This is a genomic window from Streptomyces sp. NPDC038135 (assembly GCF_055601245.1).
Genome location: NZ_JBVJXS010000002.1, coordinates 737,065 through 755,657 on the forward strand (window position 1 = coordinate 737,065; position 18,593 = coordinate 755,657).

Consider the following 18,593-nt stretch of genomic DNA (forward strand, 5'->3'; position numbering starts at 1 on the left):
CGGCGCCGGCTACTCGCCCTGCGCCGCCGTCAGCCCCTGGACCCGCCCCAGCACCGACACCCGGCCGCCGCCCGCCGGGTCGAGGGCGGCCTCGTTCGCGATGATCTCCAGCGTCAGCGACTGCTTGATCTCGCCCTTGGTCAGGGCCTGCACGTCCCGGTTCGGGGTGGGCACCGACGTCCCCGCGGCGGCGGTCTGCTTCTCGTAGTGGTGCGTGGTGAAGAACACCAGCGCCCCGCCGTCCGCCGTGCGCAGCGCGAGCGGCGCATAGTCGCCGCTGGTCAGCGGCTCGTCGATGAACTGCCGGACCAGACCCGGCCGCTTCGCCAGCTTCTTGCGGTTCGTGCGCAGGGTGCTGGTGTACGGGCCGTCCGCGAAGGTGTTGCCGCCGTTCTTCAGGTGGCCGGTGTACCCCTTGCTCAGCTCGGCGGGCGGCACGGCGAGACCGGTGGAGCCGGCCGGCACGGCCTCGGCGTAGCCGTCGGCGTCCGTCCTGAACTCCGGTACGTCACCCTGGGCCACCAGCGTCAGATACGCCACCCGCCACGGCTCGCCGAGGCCGTCCCGGGTGAAGACCAGCAGCCAGCGGGCGTTGCCGCCCTTGTTGCCCTTGGCGTCCGCGACGAACCAGCGCGGCCACCCGGCCTTCTTCGGGATCGTGAACTTCGCGTCCGTCAGCTCCAGCGGGGAGTGGTTCGCGTTGCCCGACGGGCTGTTGGCGTGCCCGGCCTTCAGCCGGGCGCCGTCGATGTCGGCGAGGGGGCCGGTGACGTACTTCGCGTCCAGGGAGCGGTCGTAGGCCTTGTCGGCCCTGTTGTAGGCGTCCGTGAACTGCCGTAGGGCCTTGGCGGCCTCGGCGCGGCCGGCGGCCGGGAGCACCTCGCGTTCCCCGTGCACGACCACGCATCCGCTCGCCGTCAGCGACAAAGCGGTCAGCGAGGCCGCTATGAGTGCGTTCCGGTCACGCCTGCGATGCCCGCGACGACTGCGATCCCTGCTCATGAGGTGCCTTCACCCTCCCCTTCCCGGAGGCGAACCCTACCGGGACGGGAAGGCGCGCGGACGGCCGGTTCCCTTACTGTGCCGTCCCGTTGCCCGCGCCGGTCACTCGGACGCCGGCACCTTGCCGCGGGCCGGAGCCGCCGCGTCCCGCCGGCCGCCGCGCAGCCGGGCGCGGAACTCCGGCGTGAGCAGGAAGACGGCCAGGGTCGGCACCAGGTAGAGCGCCCACACCGTGAGCTGGACGACCGTCGGGTCCGGCTGGAAGTTGAACACGCCCTTGAGCAGGGTGCCGTACCAGCTGTCCGGCGGGATCGTGCCGCTGATGTCGAAGGCCAGGCGGTTGATGCCGGGGATCCAGCTCGCCTCCTGCAGGTCGTGGAAGCCGTACGCCAGCACGCCCGCCGCGACCACGACCAGCATGCCGCCGGTCCAGGTGAAGAACTTGGCCAGGTTGATCTTCAGGGCGCCCCGGTAGAACAGCCAGCCCAGCAGGACGGCCGTGGCCAGGCCCAGCGCCACGCCGATCAGCGGGCGCGGGGTGCCGTCGCTCGCCGCGTGCACCGACGCCCACACGAACAGGGCGGTCTCCAGGCCCTCCCGGCCGACGGCCAGGAACGCGGTGGCGACCAGCGCGCCCGTGCCCATCGCCAGGGCCGCGTCCAGCTTGCCGTGCAGCTCCGACTTCAGGTGCCGGGCGGTGCGCCGCATCCAGAACACCATCCAGGTCACCAGGGCGACGGCGACGACGGACAGCGAGCCGCCGAGCGCCTCCTGCGCCTGGAAGGTCATCTCCTGGGAGCCGAACTCCAGGGCGCAGCCGAAGCCCATCGCGATGGCGACGGCGATGCCGATGCCGATCCAGATCGGCTTCAGGGCGTCCCGGCGGCCGGTCTTGACCAGGTAGGCGATCAGGATGCAGACGACGAGCGACGCCTCCAGACCCTCGCGCAGACCGATCAGGTAGTTGGAGAACACGGGCTACGCCTCCTTCTGGAACAGCGAGCGGCCCCACCAGTCGCCGGTGTCCCGGACGCCGGGGGGAACCGCGAAGACCGCCGAACCCACGTGCTGGATGTACTCGTTGAGCGCGTCGTGCGCGGCCAGCCTGCGCTGCAGCGGGATGAACCCCTTGCGCACGTCCCGCTGGTAGGCGAGGAAGAACAGGCCGGCGTCGAGGCGCCCGAGGCCGTCGGTGCCGTCCGTGAAGGAGTAGCCGCGGCGCAGGATGGTGATGCCGTCGTTGGAGTCGGGGTGCGCCAGCCGCACGTGCGAGTCCGGCTTCATCGCCTTCAGGAACGGCTCGTCGTGCTCCTTGGCCTTGCCGACGGGGGCGCCCTCGCGCTTGTCGCGGCCGAAGACGTCCTCCTGCTCCTGCAGCGAGGTGCGGTCCCAGGTCTCGACGTTCATGCGGATGCGCCGGGCGACCAGGTAGGACCCGCCGGTCATCCAGTCCGGACCGTCCCCCTCGCCGGCCCACACGAACTTCTTCAGGCGGTCGCTCTCGGTTCCGGCGATGTTGCGGGTGCCGTCCTTGAACCCGAACAGGTTGCGCGGGGTCTGGGCGCCGGGGGTGGTCGAGGAGGTCTTGCCGAAGCCGAGCTGCGACCAGCGGATGGCGACCTTGCCGAAGCCGATCCGGGCCAGGTTGCGGATGGCGTGCACGGCGACCTGCGGATCGTCCGCGCAGGCCTGGATGCACAGGTCGCCGCCGCTGCGGGCCCTGTCCAGGTTGTCGCCGGGGAAGGCGGGCAGGTCGGCCAGGGCCGCAGGACGCCGGTCGTGGAGGCCGAACTTCTCGAAGAGCGAGGGCCCGAACCCGATGGTCAGCGTCAGCCGGGACGGCTTGAGACCGAGGGCCTCGCCGGTGTCGTCCGGCGGCGCCTCGGCGAGCCCGCCGTAGGCACCCTCGCCGACGGTCCGGCCCGCGGTCATCCGCCGGGCCGCGTCCGTCCAGTCCTTCAGCAGTCGCACGAACGCTTCGCGGTCGTCGGTCTTCACGTCGAACGCGGCGAAGTGCAGCCGGTCCTGCACGGGGGTGGCGATGCCGGCCTGGTGGGCGCCGTGGAACTCCACCGCTCCGCCCGCCTCGGCGGAGGCGGGGTCGGCGTCGTCGCCCGCCCCGGCCATCGCCATCCCGCCGCCGGCCGCGGCGGCCCCGAGCGCCAGCCCGGCGCCTCCCCAGCCGATCAGCGCCCGGCGCGACGGGCCGCCGTCGCGGGACTCCTCGGTCTGCACGGTCTCCTGGGTCTCGGTCATCGCCTTGTTCCCCCTGCTCACTTCACGACGGCGGCGGCGAGCTTGGACAGCGGCTCGGCGAGCGCGTTCACCGCGTCCGACAGCTCCTTGCGCTGCTCCCCGGTGACCTTGTCGTAGGAGGTGAACTCGTAGGAGTTCTTGTCGGAGCGGTACTTGTCGAGCACGGCGTTCAGCGCCGTGAACTGCTTGTCCAGCTCCTTGGCCAGCTCCGGGTCGTTCTTGGCGGCGACCGGCTTCAGCAGCTCGTAGGCCTTCTGCGCGCCCTCGACGTTGCCCTTGAAGTCGACGAGGTCGGTGTGGGCGTAGCGGTCCTCCTCGCCGGTGACCTTGCCGGTGGCGACCTCGTCGAGCAGCTCCTTGGCGCCGTTGGCCATGGAGGACGGGCTGATCTCCGCCTTGCCGACGCGCTTCTGCCAGTCCTCGAGGTCGGTGACGAGCTGCCCGGCGAGGGTCTTCTCCTCGGCGCCGATCCTCCCGTCCTTCCACAGGGCCTTCTCCAGCCGGTGCCAGCCGGTCCACTTCTGGCCCTCCTCGAGCCCGTCCTCGCGGACGTCGACCTTCGGGTCGATGTCGCCGAAGGACTCGGCGACCGGCTCGGTGCGCTCCCAGCCGAGGCGGGAGAGCGGGTAGGCCTTCTTGGCGGCCGCCACGTCGCCGGCCTTGACCGCCTTCACGAAGGTCTCCACGCGCGGCAGCGTCTCGTCCGCCTGGTCCTGCGCGTACTGGCGGTAGTCGGCGACCGCCTTGTCCAGCCTGGGATCGCGCTGGGCCGTCTTGCCGCCGCCGGTGACGGTCAGCTTCTGCCGGACGCCGTGGCCCTTCATGCCGGGGCGGCAGGCGATCTCGTAGGTGCCCGCCTTCACCTCGGCGGTCAGCGTGTACTTGGTGCCGGGGCCGATGTTCTCCTTCTCGGAGACGATCCGGTCGTCCGGGAAGACGATCTCGACCTCGGTGGCCTTGGAGCCCTTGTTCTCTATCTTCAGCGTGACCTGGCCGGCCGGCACGGACTTCGCCGAGGTGTCGCACTTGGAGTCGGCGGCGGTGACCTCGATGGCCTTGCCGTCCTCGGCATCGCTCTTCGCGGTGCAGGCCGAGAGGGCGGTCAGAGCGGCCATGGCGGTGGCGGCGGTGACGGTCAGTCGGACGGCTCGCATGCAGGCTCCAAGACGGATCTGGTGTGGTGAGGCTGACCTAACATAACTGAGGCTTACCTCAGCGATACACACCCGGGTCGTGATTCGGCTCTCACGGAAAGATCACAGACACGTCTTGGTCTCGGCGCCTCCAAGGGGGCGCCAGCGCGAGGTAAAGGGGAGGTCAAGGGGTGATTCAATCTTCTCGTGACTGACTACGACGTGCTCCGCGTGTTCTGCGGACCGGGCGGCGGCTACGGCAACGAGCTGGGCGTCGTCCGGGACGGATCGGTGCTGCCGGAGCGGGACGACCGGCAGGCGCTCGCCGCCAAGCTCGGCTTCAGCGAGACCGTGTTCGTGGACGACCCCGAGCGCGGGGTGATCGACATCTACACGCCCACCCTGCGCCTGCCCTTCGCCGGTCACCCCTGCGTCGGCACGGCCTGGCTGCTGGACGTCCCCGAGCTGGTCACGCCCGCCGGGCTGGTGGGCGCCCGGCTGGACGGCGAGTTCAGCTGGATCGAGGCCCGCGCGGAGTGGGCCCCGCCGCGCACCCTGCGCCGGTACGGCACGGCCGCCGAGGTCGACGCCCTGGAGGTGCCGCCGCCCGGCGAGTGGATCTACGCCTGGGCGTGGGAGGACGAGGCGGCCGGACGGGTCCGCGCCCGCGCCTTCCCCGGTCGCGACGACGGCATCGAGGAGGACGAGGCGACGGGGGCGGCGGCGCTGCTGCTCACCGAGGAACTGGGCCGGGCGCTGAACATCACCCAGGGCAGAGGCTCCCAGATCCTCACCGCACCCCAGCCGCACGGCTGGGTGGAGGTCGGCGGCCGGGTCCTGCTCGAACGCTAGCCGCCCGCGGGGCGCCCCGGCGTCCGCCGCCTCAGGCGCTCCGCGCGAACTCCTCGCCCAGGGCCTCGAAGACGGCCGTGTTGAGGGCGAACGCCCGCTTGCACTCCGCCACGATGCGCTGCCGTTCCAGCTCGTCCGCGTCGACGGCGTCCAGGTGCTCCCGGTAACTCCGCTTGAACGCCGCCGGGTTGGCGATGCCCTCGAAGACGTAGAAGCGGACGCCGTCGCCCTTGCGCGTGAAACCCCAGGTCTTCTCCGCCCGGTCCCGGATGATCTGGCCGCCGGACAGGTCGCCCAGGTAGCGGGTGTAGTGGTGGGCGACGTAACCGCCGGGCCAGCGCTCGGCGCACTCCCGGACCCGGTCCGCGTAGGCCTCGGTCGCCGGCAGGGCGGACGCCCGCGAGCGCCAGCGCGGGCCGCGCAGATGCGCCAGGTCCCGCTCCAGCGCGGGCAGCCGCAGCAGCTCGGACCGGACGAAGGGACCGGCCACCGGATCCGCCGCCAGCCGCCCGGCCGCGCTCTCCAGCGCCTCGTAGACGAACCAGAGCTGCTCGGTGTAGCGCGCGTACGCGGCCACCCCCAGCCGCCCGCCGAGCAGGTCGCTCATGAACGACGAGGTCTCCGCGGCCACGTGCTGCTGGTGCGAGGCGGTGCGGATGACGGTCGAGAACGACTCCATGGGCTCTCCCGGGACTCGGGCGCGCGGCGGTTCGCCGACCCGCTGCGGCAAGTTTACCGACACGGTGTCGGTAAGACACCGGCGGGCCGGGCGGAGCGCCGGGCAGGAGGCCCGCCCCCACCTGGTGGGAGCGGGTCTTCAGACGATTCGGGCGGCCGGGGTCACGGCAGGGTCAGGATGTCCGCGCCGGTCTCCGTCACCACCAGCGTGTGCTCGAACTGCGCCGTCCGCTTGCGGTCCTTGGTCACGACGGTCCAGCCGTCGTCCCACATCTCGTACTCGTACGTCCCCAGCGTCAGCATCGGCTCGATGGTGAAGGTCATGCCGGGCTGCATCACCGTCGTCGCGTGCGGGCTGTCGTAGTGCGGGATGATCAGACCGGAGTGGAACGACGAGCTGATGCCGTGCCCGGTGAAGTCCCGCACCACCCCGTAGCCGAAGCGCTTGGCGTAGGACTCGATCACCCGCCCGATGACGTTGATCTGCCGGCCCGGCCGGACCGCCTTGATCGCGCGGTTCAGCGACTCCCGGGTCCGCTCCACCAGCAGCCGCGACTCCTCGTCCACGTCCCCGACGAGATAGGTGGCGTTGTTGTCGCCGTGCACCCCGCCGATGTACGCGGTCACGTCCAGGTTCACGATGTCGCCGTCCTGGAGGACCGTCGTGTCCGGGATGCCGTGGCAGATGACCTCGTTGACGCTGGTGCACAGCGACTTGGGGAAGCCGCGGTAGCCGAGGGTCGAGGGGTAGGCGCCGTGGTCGCACATGTACTCGTGGGCGACCTTGTCGAGCTGGTCGGTGGTGACGCCGGGCGCGATGAGCTTCGCCGCCTCCTCCATCGCCTGCGCGGCGATGCGGCCGGCGAGACGCATCGCCTCGACGGTCTCGGGCGTCTGCACCTCCGGACCGGTGTACGGCGCCGGCGCGGGCTTGCCGACGTACTCGGGACGGCGGATGTTCCCGGGTACCGAACGGGTGGGGGAGATCTCCCCTGGTACGAGCAGCGACTGGCCTGACATGCCAAGGAGTCTATCCAGCGGCCATGGGGGAATATGAGCGTGGCGAGAGGAGCTGTCCATGGCCTTGTTCAAGAAGCGCACCGCCGGCAAGCCGGGTGAGTGGTACTACTGCCTGGAGCACAAGAAGGTCGAGGAGGGCCCGGACTGCCCGGGCAAGGACCGCTTCGGCCCGTACGCCAGCCCGCAGGAGGCGCAGCGCGCGATGGAGACCGCGCAGGAGCGCAACCTCGAATGGGAGACCGACCCCCGCTGGCACGACGCCCCGGCGGGCGGCCGGGACGCGGACGAGGACTGACTCACACCGGCGTGGACGCGGTGGCGGCGCGCTGCTCGCGCAGCCGCACCGCGTGCTCGCTGGTCCGGGCGTCGTACGCCATCAGCCCCGGCAGGCACAGCGCCAGCAGTCCCATCGCGCCCGCGCACAGCGCCCCGCCCGACCACACGGACGCCCGCACGCCCGCCCAGGCCGCGACGCCGCCGGAACGGACCTGCCCGAGCTGCGGGCCGACCGAGTAGGACAGCAGCTCGATGCCGGCGAGCCGGCCGCGCAGCTCGTCGGGGATCGTCTGGTTCCACATCGCGCCCCGGAAGATCCCGCTGACCATGTCGCAGCCGCCCGCGACGGTCAGGAGCAGCAGCACCAGCCAGACCTCGCCGGCCACTCCCGCGGCCGCGACCGCCAGGCCCCACAGGGCCGCCGACAGCACCACCATCCGGCCGTGCCGGTGCACCCGCGAGGTCCAGCCGCTGGTCAGGCTCACCAGCAGCGCGCCCAGCGGGAAGGTCGCGTACATCAGCCCGAGCGCCCACTCGGCGTGCAGTTCGTCGGCCAGGAACGGCAGTACGGCGAGCGGCATGGCGAGGAACATCGCCGCCAGGTCCACCGCGTAGGTGCCGAGGAGTTCCTTGCGGCTCCAGGCGTAGCGGGCGCCCTCCGCGACGGCCCGCAGGTCCGGCTTCGCCGCCTCGTGCGAGGCGGGGGAGGGGGCGAGACGGGCGACGAACAGCAGCGACACGGCGAACGTCAGCAGGTCGGCCGCGTACGCCCAGCCCAGGCCCGCGTAGGCGACGACCACGCCCGCGACCGCCGGGCCGGCCACTCCGCCGACCGTCCAGCGCAGGGAGTTCAGCGAGGCCGCGGCCGGCAGGTGCTCGTGGGCGACGATCCGCGGGAGCAGGGAGTCCAGCGCGGGCCGCTGGACGGAGACGAGCGCGGAGGAGAGAGCGGCGATCAGGTACAGCGGCCACACGGCGGGGCGCGGCAGCAGCGCGTCGACCAGCAGGGCGGCGCTGAGCAGGCCCTGACCGGCCTCCGTCCACACGATCAGCCGGCGCTTGTCGAGGGCGTCGGCGAGGGCGCCGCCGTACAGGCCGAAGACGATCAGCGGTACCAGTTCCACGGCGCCGATCGCGCCGACGGCCGCCGCCGAGCCGGTCAGTTCCTTGAGCTGGACCGGGAGCGCCACGAAGGTCAGGAAGCTGCCGAAGTTGCTGACCAGGCCGGAGGCCCAGAGCCTGCGGAAGTCGGCGGAGGCCTTCCAGGGGGCGAGATCGGGGAGGAGAGCTTTGGGCACCCGGGCATGCTGCGCGGGGCCGGGCCGGCGGGCAACCGGTTTTCCGCGGACCCGGCGCGCGTCACCAGGGGGCGGCCGGCGGGGCCGTGAGGATGTCCGCCAGGCGGGACAGCCGGTCCCGGAAGCCGCGGCGGGCCCGCGGCGTGCTGTTCTCGCCGGCCGCCGCGCTGACCAGGTGCTGCACGCTGTCCAGGTCCAGCTCCGCGCCCTCGGGCACGGCCAGCGTGTCGTGGGCCATCGCGGCCAGCTCGCCGCCGCCCGCGCCGAGCGCCAGCACCGTCACCCCGGCCCGGCGGGCCTCGTGCACCCGCTCCAGCAGCTCCGCCGGCTCCTCGGGGGCGACCACGAGCAGGGTCTCGCCCCGCCGCGCCGCCTCGATCCGGCCGGGTCCGACGGCCAGGTGGGCGGGGTCCGCGGGGCGCGCGTGGTGCCGTACCAGCGTGGGCGCCAGCTCGGGGGTGCCGGACCAGGCGGCCTCGTCCACCAGGTGCGCGGCCAGGTGCCAGGGCTCGTACTCGGGCGTGCCCACCAGCAGCAGCCCGCCCCCGTGCGACACCACCGACCCGCGCAGCACCCCCGCGAACCGCCGGGTGGCGCCCAGCCACTCGGTCCCGGCGAGCACCTCGCGCAGCAGTGCGACACGTACGGCGTCCATGCGGCCGCATCCTGCCGCAACCGTCCGCCCGCGGCCCGCAGTTCACGCCGAATTCGCCCGCCCGGGTACCGGACGGCCGGCCCCTGACTCCGTGGCTCACCCGACCCGCTGCGACCGCCCCCGCGGACGTAGAGTCGGCCCATGACCTCTACCGACAGCGCACAGACTCCCGCCAAGGCCCCCGCGAAGGACCCCTGGGACCTGCCCGACGTCTCCGGGCTAGTCGTCGGCGTGCTCGGCGGCACCGGCCCGCAGGGCAAGGGCCTCGCCCACCGGCTCGCCCAGGCCGGCCAGAAGGTGATCATCGGCTCCCGGGCCGCCGAGCGGGCCCGGGCCGCCGCCGAGGAGCTGGGGAACGGCGTCGAGGGCGCCGACAACGCCGAGACCGCGCGCCGCAGCGACATCGTGATCGTCGCCGTGCCCTGGGAGGGCCACGGCAAGACCCTCGAGTCGCTGCGCGCGGAGCTGGCCGGCAAGCTCGTCGTGGACTGCGTCAACCCGCTCGGCTTCGACAAGAAGGGCGCCTACGCCCTGAAGCCCGAGGAGGGCAGCGCCGCCGAGCAGGCCGCCGCGCTGCTGCCGGACTCCCGGGTCACCGCCGCCTTCCACCACCTGTCGGCCGTGCTGCTCCAGGACCCGGAGATCGAGCGGATCGACACCGACGTGATGGTGCTCGGCGAGGACCGGGCCGACGTGGAGACCGTGCAGGCGCTGGCCGGCCGCATCCCCGGCATGCGCGGCGTCTTCGCCGGGCGGCTGCGCAACGCCCACCAGGTGGAGTCCCTGGTGGCGAACCTGATCTCCGTCAACCGCCGGTACAAGGCGCACGCCGGGCTCCGCGTCACCGACGTGTGAGCCGTCCCGGGCGATGGGGGACACTGGTCGGCGAAGCAGTACCGAGCAGTGTCCCCCGACAGGAGCCGAGCCCCATGCCCCGCATCGCCCTCTACACCCTGATCGTCTGCGTCCTCGCCGTCGCCGCCGCGGTCGTCTCCTTCGTCCAGGGGAGCTGGCTGGGGATCGTGTGGGTGCTCCTCGCGGGCCTGTCGTCCAACATGACGTGGTACTACGTCAAGCGCGGCCGCGCCGGCGCCGGGCAGGGCAGGTCCGTCACGGGCTGATCGCGCACACCTGCGGGCTCTCGCGCCAGAACTGGTAGAGCTCGTGGCCGCAGGCCTGGGAGAAGTCGTCGACGCCCAGGCCGCGCAGGATCGCGTCGATGGCGTCGAAGAACGCGATGTTCACCGACGGCACCCACAGCAGCGCGAACACGAACAGCAGCCCGAACGGCGCGAACGGCTCCACCTGCCGCTTCACGCCGTACGGCAGCCACGGCTCCAGCACGCCGTAGCCGTCCAGGCCGGGCACCGGCAGGAAGTTCAGGATCGCCGCCGTCACCTGGAGCAGGGCGAGGAACGCCAGCGCGTAGCGGAAGTCGCGCGGCACGCCGTCCAGCGCGTGCAGCCAGAAGGGCGCGGTGCACACCGCGGCGAACAGCACGTTCGTCAGCGGGCCGGCCGCCGAGATCAGGCTGTGCCGCCAGCGGCCCCGGATCCGGCCGCGCTCGATGAACACCGCGCCGCCCGGCAGGCCGATCCCGCCCATGATCACGAACACCACGGGCAGCACGATGCTCAGCAGCGCGTGCGTGTACTTCAGCGGGTTGAGCGTGAGATAGCCCTTCTCGCCCACCGAGATGTCCCCGGAGTGCAGCGCGGTGCGGGCGTGCGCGTACTCGTGCAGGCACAGGGAGACGATCCAGGCCGCCGTCACGAACAGGAACACCGCGACACCGGGCTGCTCGGCGAAGCCGGTCCAGGTGGCCCAGCCGGTCACCGCCGTCACGGCCATGATGCCGACGAAGACGGGACTGACCCGGCGGTCGCCGCGGCTGGTGGTGGCGGTGGTCATGGGCGGCTCCTGTGGACGGGGCGGTCGGAAAGGCCGACCGTACCTGGCGGCGGACACGCCGGGAAAACGCTTAGCGGTGGCCGTCGGGTTCCGGGATGGTGGGGCGATGGCACTGAAGACGGTGTTCTACGAGGAATGGCAGCTCGGCTGCTGCGGGGAGCCCTTCTCGGTGGGCGACGAGATCGACTGGCCGCTGGTCGCCCTGGACGAGGAGCGGCTGCGGGCGGGGGACTGCCACGGCGCCGAGGCGTGGGTGGAGAACCACGGGGACACCGCGCACCCGACCGCCGGCCGGGTCCGCGCCATCGACCTGGTGCACCAGGAGTTCACGGTCGACATGGACCTGCGCGACCTCCAGCGCGCCTCGCCGCCGTACGGGAAGGTGACGCTCCTGGCCTCGGGGCACTCCCTGGAACCGGTGCCCGGCTCGGTGACCCTGGAGTCCGCCGGCCACTGCCCGAAGTGGTTCGCGGAGGAGGACTACGCGCCGCCGCGGGGTCCGCACCGCGTCCGCCGGGTCCTCGGCGCCCTCGTCACCCTGGAGGTGCCGCCACCGGGCGCCGCGCGCACCCGGTGACCGGCGCTGACCGCTCCGGAGAGAATGGACCCCGTGCGCTATCGCCTCCTCGGAACCACCCAGGCCCACCGACCCGACGGCACGGCCGTCCCGGTCGGCGGAGCACGGCTGCGTGCCCTGCTCAGCGTGCTCGCCCTGCGGGCCGGCCGGACCGTCCCGGCGGGCGTCCTGGTGGACGAGGTGTGGGGCGCCGACCCGCCCGCGGACGCGGCCGGCGCGCTGCAGGCGCTGGTCGGCCGGCTGCGCAGGGCGCTCGGCGCCGGCGCCGTGGCCTCCGCCGAGGGCGGCTACCGGCTCGTCGCCGCGCCCGACGACGTCGACCTCACCCGCTTCGACCGGCTGACCCGCGAGGGGCTCGGCGCGCTGGCCGACGGCGACCCGGCGAAGGCCGCCGCCGTCCTGGACGACGCGCTCGCCCTGTGGCGCGGCCCCGCCCTCGCCGACCTGCCGGACCGCACCGCCGAGGCGGCCCGCTGGGAGACCCGCCGACTGGACGCCCTGCGCGCCCGGCACACCGCCGCCCTCGCCCTCGGCCACGCCGAGCGGTCGCTGCCGGAGCTGGCCGCGCTGTGCGACAGCCATCCCCTGGACGAACCGCTGCAGGCGCTGCGGCTGCGGGCGCTCCGGGACCTGGGCCGCCCCGCCCAGGCGCTGGCCGCCTACGACGACGTACGGCAACTCCTCGCCGACCGGCTCGGCTCCGACCCGGGCCCGGAACTGCGGGCGCTGCACGGCGAGCTGCTGCTCACCGAGACCGTCCGCACCGCACCGCCGGCCGCGCCCGCCGCCGTGGAACCCGGCGGCACTTCGGCCGCCGGCGGCCTCGGCAACCTGCCGGCCCGGCTCACCTCCTTCGTCGGCCGCGAACCGGACATCGCGGCCATCGGCGCCGATCTCGGGGCCGCCCGGCTGGTCACCCTGCTCGGACCCGGCGGGGCCGGCAAGACCCGGCTGTCCCAGGAGGCCGCCGAGTCGGTGCGGCACACCGCCCGGGACGGGGTGTGGCTGGCCGAACTCGCGCCCGTGGACGACCCGGACGCCGTGCCGCAGGCCGTGCTGACCGCGATCGGCGCCCGCGAGACCGTGCTGCACGGTGCCGGCGCCGAGAGCATGCGCGCCGTCGCCGACCGGCACGACGACCCGGTCGAGCGGCTGGTGGAGCACTGCGCCCGGCGCCGCATGCTGCTCGTCCTGGACAACTGCGAGCACGTCGTCGAGGCCGCCGCCCAGCTCGCCGAACGCCTGCTGGCGCACTGCCCGGAGCTGACCCTGCTCGCCACCAGCCGGGAACCGCTCGGCGTGCCCGGGGAAGTGGTGCGGCCCGTGGAGCCGCTGCCCGAGCCGGTCGCCCTGCGGCTGCTCGCCGACCGGGGCGCGGCGGCCCGGCCCGGGTTCCGGGTGGCGGACGACCCCGATGCGTGCGCCGAGATCTGCCGGCGGCTCGACGGGCTTCCCCTCGCCATCGAGCTGGCCGCCGCTCGGCTGCGCATGCTGACCCCCCGTCAGATAGCGGACCGGCTGGACGACCGCTTCCGGCTGCTCACCAGCGGCAGCCGTACCGTGCTGCCTCGCCAGCAGACCCTGCGCGCCGTCGTGGACTGGTCCTGGGACCTGCTCGACACGGACGAACGCGACGTCCTCAGCCGGCTGTCGGTGTTCGCGGGCGGCTGCGACCTGGCCGCCGCCGAGGCCGTCTGCGGCCCGGTCGCCCTGGACGCGCTCGGCTCCCTGGTCGACAAGTCCCTCGTGGTGGCCGCCCCCTCGGCCGACGGCCAGATGCGCTACCGCCTGCTGGAGACCGTCGCCGAGTACGCGGCCGAACGGCTGGACGAGACCGGGCGCCGCAACCAGGCCGAACGCGCCCATCTGACGTACTACCGCGAACTCGTGCGCACCACCGACCCGTTGCTGCGCGGACCCGGCCAGCGCACGGCCGTGGACCGGCTCCAGCTCGAGTACGAGAACGTGCGCACCGCCCTGCGGCACGCCGTCGCCGGCCGGGACGAGCAGGAGGCGCTCTGCATCGTCCACGGCCTGATCTGGTACTGGCAGATGCGCGACCTGCGCGTCGAGGCCCGCAATCTGTGCCGCGAGGTCATGGCGCTCGGCCCCGACCCGTTCGAGGAGCCCGTGCGGCGCGCCGCCCCGGTGTGGCAGCGCTGCACCGACATCCCGCCCCCCTACACCGGGGAGCTGCTCGACGAGGCCCGGCGCGGGCTGCACCTGGCCCACCTGGCCTGCATGGACACGGAGCTGGACACCTGGCAGACCCCCGCGGCCCAGGCCAAGCTGCGCGCCATCACCCGGGTCTACGAACCCGGGATGCCGCAGACCTGCCGCGCCCCGGGCATGCTCTGGTTCTTCGCCGAGCTGCTGACCAGCGGCTTCGACCGGCTGCGCACCATCCTCGACTCCTGCGTCCGCACCTGCCGGGAGACCCCCGGATTCGAGTGGGAGCTGGCCGGCACCCTGCAGATGCGGGCCAACATCCTCGCCAACCGCACCGAGTGGGCGGGCGACGCCACCCGCGACGCGGACGAGGCGCTGGAGATCTTCGAGCGCCTCGGGGACGCCTGGGGCGCCGCCGAGGCGCTCTCCGCGCGCGGCGAGGCGCGCGAGCGCAAGGGCGAGTACCAGGCGGCCGCCGCCGACTTCCAGGCGGCCGTCGCGCACGCCGAGCGCCTCGGCGCCCGCGCCCAGACGTCGGTGCTCGCCATCCGCCTGGGCGCCGTGCTGCTGGAGACGGGCGAGCCGGAGCGGGGCGAGAGCCTGCTGCGCGAGGTCATCGAGCGCACGGACGGCAGCAACAGCGAGGCGCTGCCCATGGCACGCCTCTTCCTGTCCTCCCGGCTCTGCCTGACCGGCCGGGTGGCCGAGGCACGCGAGCAACTGCGGCTGCTGCGCGAGGGCTTCGGCATCGCGCACTTCGTCGTCTTCGACGCCCTCATCCTCGGCCAGGAGGCCTGGGTGGACATCGTCGACGGCCGCGTCGAGGACGCCATGGAGAAGATCCGCCGGGCGCTGGCGCGGGCCGCCGACCCGCTGGCCCAGGCCATCACCCCGCACCTGCAGCCCCTGTACCTCACCGTCGCGGCTGCCGCCCTCGCCGAGGCCGACGGCGGCAGCCGCGCCGCCGACGCCGCCCGCTGCCTGGGCGCCGCCCACGCGCTGCTGCCCCCGGGCCATGTCGCGGCGACCGTGGAGCGGGCGACGCGCGAGCACGCCGAGGGGGCCGTCCTCGCCGTGCTCGACCGGGCGGCGTTCGACGCCGCCTACGCCGAAGGCGGTGGCCTCTCCCTCGCGGAGGCCACCGCCCTGGTGTGACATCGCCTTACGTCAGCTCTTGGTGCGGAACTTGTGGATGGCGACCGGGGCCATCACCGCGGTGAGCCCCACCGACCAGATCAGCGTCACCCACAGGTCGTGCGCCACCGGGCCGCCCTCCATCAGACCGCGCGCGGTGTCGGCCAGCGCGGAGAGCGGGTTGTAGTCGGTGAAGCTGCGCAGCCAGCCCGGCATCGAGGCGGTCGGCGCGAAGATCGAGGAGCCGAACTGCAGCGGCATCAGCACCAGGAAGCCCATCGCCTGCACGGACTGCGCGTTCTTCATCACCACGCCGAGGGTGAGGAACACCCACATCAGCGCCGAGCCGAACACCACGGACAGGCCCACGGAGGCCAGCAGACCGTCCCAGCGGTGGACGTCGTAGCCCACGAGCACGGCGACCACCATCAGCACCGCGGTCGCGAACAGCATCCGCATCAGCTCCACCGCGATCTTGGCGAAGAGCACGGAGCCGCGCCCGATGGGCAGGGACCGGAAACGGTCCATGACACCGGAGTTGAAGTCCTGGTTGAAGCCGGTGCCCACGCCCTGGGCCATGTTCATGCCCATCATGGCCATCAGGCCCGGCACGACGTACTGGACGTACTGGTCCTGCCCGCCGCCCAGGGACTTGCCGATCGAACCGCCGAAGACGTACACGAACAGCAGGGTGAAGATCACCGGGAACAGGATGGCGTCGAACATCGACTCCGGGTCCTGCCGGATCCACAGCAGGTTGCGGCGGATGAGCGCGCCGGTGTGCCGCAGGTGCGCGCGGAGCGGGATGGGGGCGTCGCCCTTCAAGAGGGCGGAGCCGGTCACGGAGGGCGAAGAGGCGGGGCGCAGCGCCTCGTCCAGGGTGGCGGTGGAAGACGGGTGGGCGCTCATGCGGCGGCCTCCTCGGGGGAGTCGGCGGGCGTGGAGTCCTGCGGGGCACTGGCGCGGTGGCCGGTGAGGGAGAGGAACACCTCGTCCAGGCTGGGGAGTTCGGTGGTGATGGAGGAGATGGTGATGCCGCGCGCGGTGACCGCGCCGACCACCGCGGTGAGCTGCTCGTCGCTGAGGACGGGCACCAGCAGCGTGCCGGTCTCGTTGTCCACGGTGGTGGTGGCGAGCCCGGTGATGCCCAGCTCGTCCAGCATGTCGGCCAGCGGCCGCAGTTGCAGCGGATCCACCGGCCGCACCCGCAGCGAGCGCCCGCCGACCCGGGCCTTCAGCTCCTCGATGCCGCCCTTCGCGATGACCTTCCCGCGGTCCACGACGGTCAGCTCGGAGGCGAGCTGCTCGGCCTCCTCCATGTACTGGGTGGTCAGCAGCACGGTGACCCCCTCCCCGACCATGGCCTTGACCTCGTCCCACACCTCGTTGCGGGTGCGCGGGTCCAGTCCGGTGGTCGGCTCGTCCAGGTAGAGCACGGCGGGCCGGCCGATCATCGAGGCGGCGAGGTCCAGCCGCCGCCGCATACCGCCCGAGTAGGTGCCGGCGGGCCGCCGCGCGGCCTCCGTCAGGGAGAACCGCTCCAGCAGCTCGTCGGCCCGGGCCCGGGCGTCCTTGCGGGGCAGGTCCAGCAGCCGCCCGATCAGGTACAGGTTCTCCCAGCCCGGGAGCTTCTCGTCCACGGAGGCGTACTGCCCGGTGAGCCCGATCACCCGCCGCAGCTGCCGGGGCTGCCGTACGACGTCGTAGCCGGCCACGACGGCCTCTCCGGCGTCCGGCGTGATCAGGGTGGACAGGATGCGCACGAGGGTGGTCTTCCCGGCGCCGTTCGGCCCGAGGACCCCCATCACGGTGCCCTCCCTGACGTCCAGGTCGACCCCGTCCAGCGCCTTGGTCTCGCCGTAGTGCTTGACCAGTCCCCGCACGGTCACGGCGGAGCGTCCGCCGGCAGGGTTGTCATCGATTCGCGTCATGGCCAGGACAGTGCCAGCCCCCACCGACAAACCGCCGACATCCGGCCTACGGGCGCCGACACCGCCCCGACATGTCACACGCGGGCCCGTCGGCGCGTCATGTGGCTGTACCGACCGGCCACGGAGGAGCACCCATGACAGCGGACCGGACATCCAGCGGCACGACGCCCTTCGGCCGGCTGCACGACGCCGTGCGCACCGGCGACCCGGAAGTGGTCGCGCGGACCGTCGACGAGGTCGTCGATCCCGGCCTGGTCTTCCACGCGCCCCTGCCGACGGGCGTGACGGGCGTGCAGGCGCTCAAGGAGGTGTGGACGGTGCTCCTGCGCGCCTTCCCCGACCTGCGGGTGGAGGTCGAGGAGGTGATCACGGAGGGCGACAACGTGGTCTGCCGGAACACCGTCACCGGGACCCACCTGGGGGAGTACCGGGGCCTCGCGCCGACCGGGAGGCCGGTCCGGTACGGCGAGATCTTCGTCTTCCGCCTCGCCGGCGGCCGGATCGCCGAGATCTGGGGCGTCGTCGACGTCCTCGCCCAGCTCCGGCAGCTCGGCGCCGTCGACGTGTGAGCCCGAGCGGACGCGGGGCGGCCCCGCCGACGGGGGAAATCGACGGGGCCGCCGTGGTGCCGGACTGGCTCTGGGGGACGAACGGGTCGCCGGAGCCGTCAGTGGACGGAGTGCTCCTCCAGCGGGAAGGTCCCGCCGACGACGTCCTCGGCGAACGCCTTCGCCGCGTTGCCCATGACCTCACGCAGGTCCGCGTACTTCTTGACGAACTTCGGCACCCGGCCGGACGTGAGACCGAGCATGTCGGTCCACACCAGCACCTGTGCGTCCGTCTCCGGTCCGGCGCCGATGCCGACGGTGGGGATCTGCAGCACCCGCGTCACCTCGGCCGCCAGCTCGGCCGGGACCAGCTCCAGGACGACCGCGAACGCGCCCGCGTCCTGCACCGCCTTCGCGTCCCGCAGCAGCTGCGCCGCCGCCTCCTCGCCGCGCCCCTGCACGCGGTAGCCCATCGCGTTGACGGACTGCGGGGTCAGCCCGATGTGGGCCATGACCGGGATGCCGGACTCCACCAGCAGCCGGATCTGCTCGTGCGAGCGCTCGCCGCCCTCCAGCTTCACCGCGCCCACGCCGGCCTCCTTCACCAGCCGGGTCGCCGAGCGCAGCGCCTGCACCGGGCCCTCCTGGTAGGAGCCGAACGGCAGGTCGGCGACGATCAGGGCGCGCTGGGTGCCGCGGACGACGGCCGCCGACAGCACGGCCATCTCGTCGAGGGTGACGGGCACGGTGGTCTCGTACCCGAGGTGACAGTTGCCCGCCGAGTCGCCGACGAGCATCACCGGGATGCCGGCCTCGTCGAACACGGACGCGGTCATCGCGTCGTAGGCGGTGAGCATGGGCCACTTCTCGCCGCGCTCCTTGGCGAGGGCGATGTCGCGGACGGTGATGCGGCGGGTGCCCTTCCCCCCGTACAGCGCCTTGCTGCCGTCGGAAGGCTTGGTGTGGGCAGCCGAAAGCTGCGTCATTGCAACGGCTCCTTCGGTCATCTCGAGGCGCCCTGACGGCGTCCCCGGATCGCCTCCATGGTGGCACCTGGTGCCGCCGAGGGCCAGGGGACCCCACTGTGATCCCTTCCGGCGGAGCCGTCGGCGCGGGACGGAAGACTCCGGCGCGTAAGGTCTCGGTAAAGAAA

At 73.1% G+C, this 18,593-nt stretch carries 19 protein-coding genes; 7 read left to right on the forward strand and 12 right to left on the reverse strand.

The window, feature by feature from the left end:
• Window positions 1–9: 9 nt before the first annotated feature.
• From ACZ7JA_RS07670 to efeO, 4 genes are all read right to left on the reverse strand, one after another.
• Window positions 10–1,002 (reverse strand): SCO2278 family lipoprotein, encoded by a 993-nt coding sequence (locus tag ACZ7JA_RS07670; protein ID WP_470807625.1) that lies wholly within the window; start codon window positions 1,000–1,002, stop codon window positions 10–12.
• Window positions 1,003–1,104: 102 nt separating this feature from the next.
• Window positions 1,105–1,977 carry an iron uptake transporter permease EfeU gene (gene efeU / locus ACZ7JA_RS07675; protein ID WP_351660023.1) on the reverse strand — a complete coding sequence of 291 codons (873 nt, stop codon included), beginning with the start codon at window positions 1,975–1,977 and terminating at the stop codon, window positions 1,105–1,107.
• Between the two features lie 3 nt (window positions 1,978–1,980).
• Entirely contained in the window at window positions 1,981–3,258 is a 1,278-nt protein-coding gene (efeB, locus tag ACZ7JA_RS07680; protein WP_389306057.1) for an iron uptake transporter deferrochelatase/peroxidase subunit, read from the reverse strand.
• Between the two features lie 17 nt (window positions 3,259–3,275).
• A complete protein-coding gene (gene efeO / locus ACZ7JA_RS07685; RefSeq protein ID WP_470807626.1) occupies window positions 3,276–4,412 on the reverse strand; it encodes an iron uptake system protein EfeO in 1,137 nt (378 codons plus the stop codon).
• Between the two features lie 186 nt (window positions 4,413–4,598).
• Here efeO and ACZ7JA_RS07690 point away from each other — a divergent pair, with 186 nt between their 5' ends.
• On the forward strand, window positions 4,599–5,243 hold the full coding sequence (locus tag ACZ7JA_RS07690) for a PhzF family phenazine biosynthesis protein (protein WP_351660032.1): 645 nt from the start codon (window positions 4,599–4,601) through the stop codon (window positions 5,241–5,243).
• A gap of 31 nt (window positions 5,244–5,274) precedes the next feature.
• On the opposite strand, the gene ACZ7JA_RS07695 is transcribed toward ACZ7JA_RS07690, so the two are convergent.
• Window positions 5,275–5,922: a biliverdin-producing heme oxygenase gene (locus tag ACZ7JA_RS07695; RefSeq protein ID WP_470807627.1), complete on the reverse strand. Its 648-nt coding sequence runs from the start codon at window positions 5,920–5,922 to the stop codon at window positions 5,275–5,277.
• Window positions 5,923–6,083: 161 nt separating this feature from the next.
• Complete coding sequence (map, locus tag ACZ7JA_RS07700) at window positions 6,084–6,941, reverse strand: type I methionyl aminopeptidase (RefSeq protein ID WP_351660038.1); 858 nt, start codon at window positions 6,939–6,941, stop codon at window positions 6,084–6,086.
• 58 nt (window positions 6,942–6,999) lie between these two features.
• Here map and ACZ7JA_RS07705 point away from each other — a divergent pair, with 58 nt between their 5' ends.
• Window positions 7,000–7,236, forward strand: coding sequence for a hypothetical protein (locus tag ACZ7JA_RS07705; RefSeq protein WP_351660041.1), 237 nt, complete (start codon window positions 7,000–7,002; stop codon window positions 7,234–7,236).
• A 1-nt stretch (window position 7,237) separates the two neighbouring features.
• Here the strand turns inward: ACZ7JA_RS07705 and ACZ7JA_RS07710 are convergent, their stop codons facing one another.
• Both ACZ7JA_RS07710 and ACZ7JA_RS07715 read right to left on the reverse strand, forming a co-directional pair.
• Complete coding sequence (locus ACZ7JA_RS07710; protein WP_389306062.1) at window positions 7,238–8,515, reverse strand: MFS transporter; 1,278 nt, start codon at window positions 8,513–8,515, stop codon at window positions 7,238–7,240.
• 61 nt (window positions 8,516–8,576) lie between these two features.
• The gene (locus tag ACZ7JA_RS07715; RefSeq protein ID WP_351660047.1) at window positions 8,577–9,170 is read right to left on the reverse strand and encodes a hypothetical protein; all 594 of its coding nucleotides are present in this window, start codon (window positions 9,168–9,170) and stop codon (window positions 8,577–8,579) included.
• Window positions 9,171–9,311: 141 nt separating this feature from the next.
• Between ACZ7JA_RS07715 and npdG the strand changes: the two genes are divergently transcribed.
• Window positions 9,312–10,025: an NADPH-dependent F420 reductase gene (gene npdG, locus ACZ7JA_RS07720; RefSeq protein WP_351660053.1), complete on the forward strand. Its 714-nt coding sequence runs from the start codon at window positions 9,312–9,314 to the stop codon at window positions 10,023–10,025.
• A 74-nt stretch (window positions 10,026–10,099) separates the two neighbouring features.
• Window positions 10,100–10,291, forward strand: coding sequence for a hypothetical protein (locus ACZ7JA_RS07725; protein WP_351660056.1), 192 nt, complete (start codon window positions 10,100–10,102; stop codon window positions 10,289–10,291).
• On the opposite strand, the gene ACZ7JA_RS07730 is transcribed toward ACZ7JA_RS07725, so the two are convergent.
• Window positions 10,281–11,081 (reverse strand): site-2 protease family protein, encoded by an 801-nt coding sequence (locus tag ACZ7JA_RS07730; RefSeq protein ID WP_351660059.1) that lies wholly within the window; start codon window positions 11,079–11,081, stop codon window positions 10,281–10,283. The two genes, ACZ7JA_RS07725 and ACZ7JA_RS07730, sit on opposite strands and share 11 nt — an antisense overlap.
• Window positions 11,082–11,187: 106 nt before the next feature.
• On the opposite strand from ACZ7JA_RS07730, the gene ACZ7JA_RS07735 reads away from it, so the two are divergent.
• Together ACZ7JA_RS07735 and ACZ7JA_RS07740 are read left to right on the forward strand one after the other, a co-directional pair.
• Complete coding sequence (locus tag ACZ7JA_RS07735) at window positions 11,188–11,658, forward strand: DUF6578 domain-containing protein (RefSeq protein WP_351660062.1); 471 nt, start codon at window positions 11,188–11,190, stop codon at window positions 11,656–11,658.
• Between the two features lie 24 nt (window positions 11,659–11,682).
• A complete protein-coding gene (locus ACZ7JA_RS07740; protein WP_470807631.1) occupies window positions 11,683–14,982 on the forward strand; it encodes an AfsR/SARP family transcriptional regulator in 3,300 nt (1,099 codons plus the stop codon).
• A 12-nt stretch (window positions 14,983–14,994) separates the two neighbouring features.
• Here the strand turns inward: ACZ7JA_RS07740 and ACZ7JA_RS07745 are convergent, their stop codons facing one another.
• Together ACZ7JA_RS07745 and ACZ7JA_RS07750 are read right to left on the reverse strand one after the other, a co-directional pair.
• On the reverse strand, window positions 14,995–15,870 hold the full coding sequence (locus ACZ7JA_RS07745; protein WP_351660068.1) for an ABC transporter permease: 876 nt from the start codon (window positions 15,868–15,870) through the stop codon (window positions 14,995–14,997).
• Window positions 15,867–16,892, reverse strand: coding sequence for an ATP-binding cassette domain-containing protein (locus ACZ7JA_RS07750; protein WP_351660071.1), 1,026 nt, complete (start codon window positions 16,890–16,892; stop codon window positions 15,867–15,869). Before ACZ7JA_RS07750 ends, ACZ7JA_RS07745 begins: the two co-directional genes overlap by 4 nt.
• A gap of 134 nt (window positions 16,893–17,026) precedes the next feature.
• Here ACZ7JA_RS07750 and ACZ7JA_RS07755 point away from each other — a divergent pair, with 134 nt between their 5' ends.
• Entirely contained in the window at window positions 17,027–17,461 is a 435-nt protein-coding gene (locus ACZ7JA_RS07755; RefSeq protein WP_470807634.1) for an ester cyclase, read from the forward strand.
• A 98-nt stretch (window positions 17,462–17,559) separates the two neighbouring features.
• On the opposite strand, the gene panB is transcribed toward ACZ7JA_RS07755, so the two are convergent.
• Window positions 17,560–18,426: a 3-methyl-2-oxobutanoate hydroxymethyltransferase gene (gene panB, locus ACZ7JA_RS07760; protein ID WP_358927106.1), complete on the reverse strand. Its 867-nt coding sequence runs from the start codon at window positions 18,424–18,426 to the stop codon at window positions 17,560–17,562.
• Window positions 18,427–18,593 lie beyond the last annotated feature (167 nt).

Coding starts and splice junctions, on each gene's coding strand:
- ACZ7JA_RS07670 (WP_470807625.1), bottom strand. CDS start 1,002: ATGAGCAGGGATCGCAGTCGTCGCGGGCATCGCAGGCGTGACCGGAAC.
- efeB (WP_389306057.1), bottom strand. CDS start 3,258: ATGACCGAGACCCAGGAGACCGTGCAGACCGAGGAGTCCCGCGACGGC.
- efeO (WP_470807626.1), bottom strand. CDS start 4,412: ATGCGAGCCGTCCGACTGACCGTCACCGCCGCCACCGCCATGGCCGCT.
- ACZ7JA_RS07695 (WP_470807627.1), bottom strand. CDS start 5,922: ATGGAGTCGTTCTCGACCGTCATCCGCACCGCCTCGCACCAGCAGCAC.
- map (WP_351660038.1), bottom strand. CDS start 6,941: ATGTCAGGCCAGTCGCTGCTCGTACCAGGGGAGATCTCCCCCACCCGT.
- ACZ7JA_RS07705 (WP_351660041.1), top strand. CDS start 7,000: ATGGCCTTGTTCAAGAAGCGCACCGCCGGCAAGCCGGGTGAGTGGTAC.
- ACZ7JA_RS07715 (WP_351660047.1), bottom strand. CDS start 9,170: ATGGACGCCGTACGTGTCGCACTGCTGCGCGAGGTGCTCGCCGGGACC.
- npdG (WP_351660053.1), top strand. CDS start 9,312: ATGACCTCTACCGACAGCGCACAGACTCCCGCCAAGGCCCCCGCGAAG.
- ACZ7JA_RS07725 (WP_351660056.1), top strand. CDS start 10,100: ATGCCCCGCATCGCCCTCTACACCCTGATCGTCTGCGTCCTCGCCGTC.
- ACZ7JA_RS07730 (WP_351660059.1), bottom strand. CDS start 11,081: ATGACCACCGCCACCACCAGCCGCGGCGACCGCCGGGTCAGTCCCGTC.
- ACZ7JA_RS07735 (WP_351660062.1), top strand. CDS start 11,188: ATGGCACTGAAGACGGTGTTCTACGAGGAATGGCAGCTCGGCTGCTGC.
- ACZ7JA_RS07740 (WP_470807631.1), top strand. CDS start 11,683: ATGGACCCCGTGCGCTATCGCCTCCTCGGAACCACCCAGGCCCACCGA.
- ACZ7JA_RS07745 (WP_351660068.1), bottom strand. CDS start 15,870: ATGAGCGCCCACCCGTCTTCCACCGCCACCCTGGACGAGGCGCTGCGC.
- ACZ7JA_RS07750 (WP_351660071.1), bottom strand. CDS start 16,892: ATGACGCGAATCGATGACAACCCTGCCGGCGGACGCTCCGCCGTGACC.
- ACZ7JA_RS07755 (WP_470807634.1), top strand. CDS start 17,027: ATGACAGCGGACCGGACATCCAGCGGCACGACGCCCTTCGGCCGGCTG.
- panB (WP_358927106.1), bottom strand. CDS start 18,426: ATGACGCAGCTTTCGGCTGCCCACACCAAGCCTTCCGACGGCAGCAAG.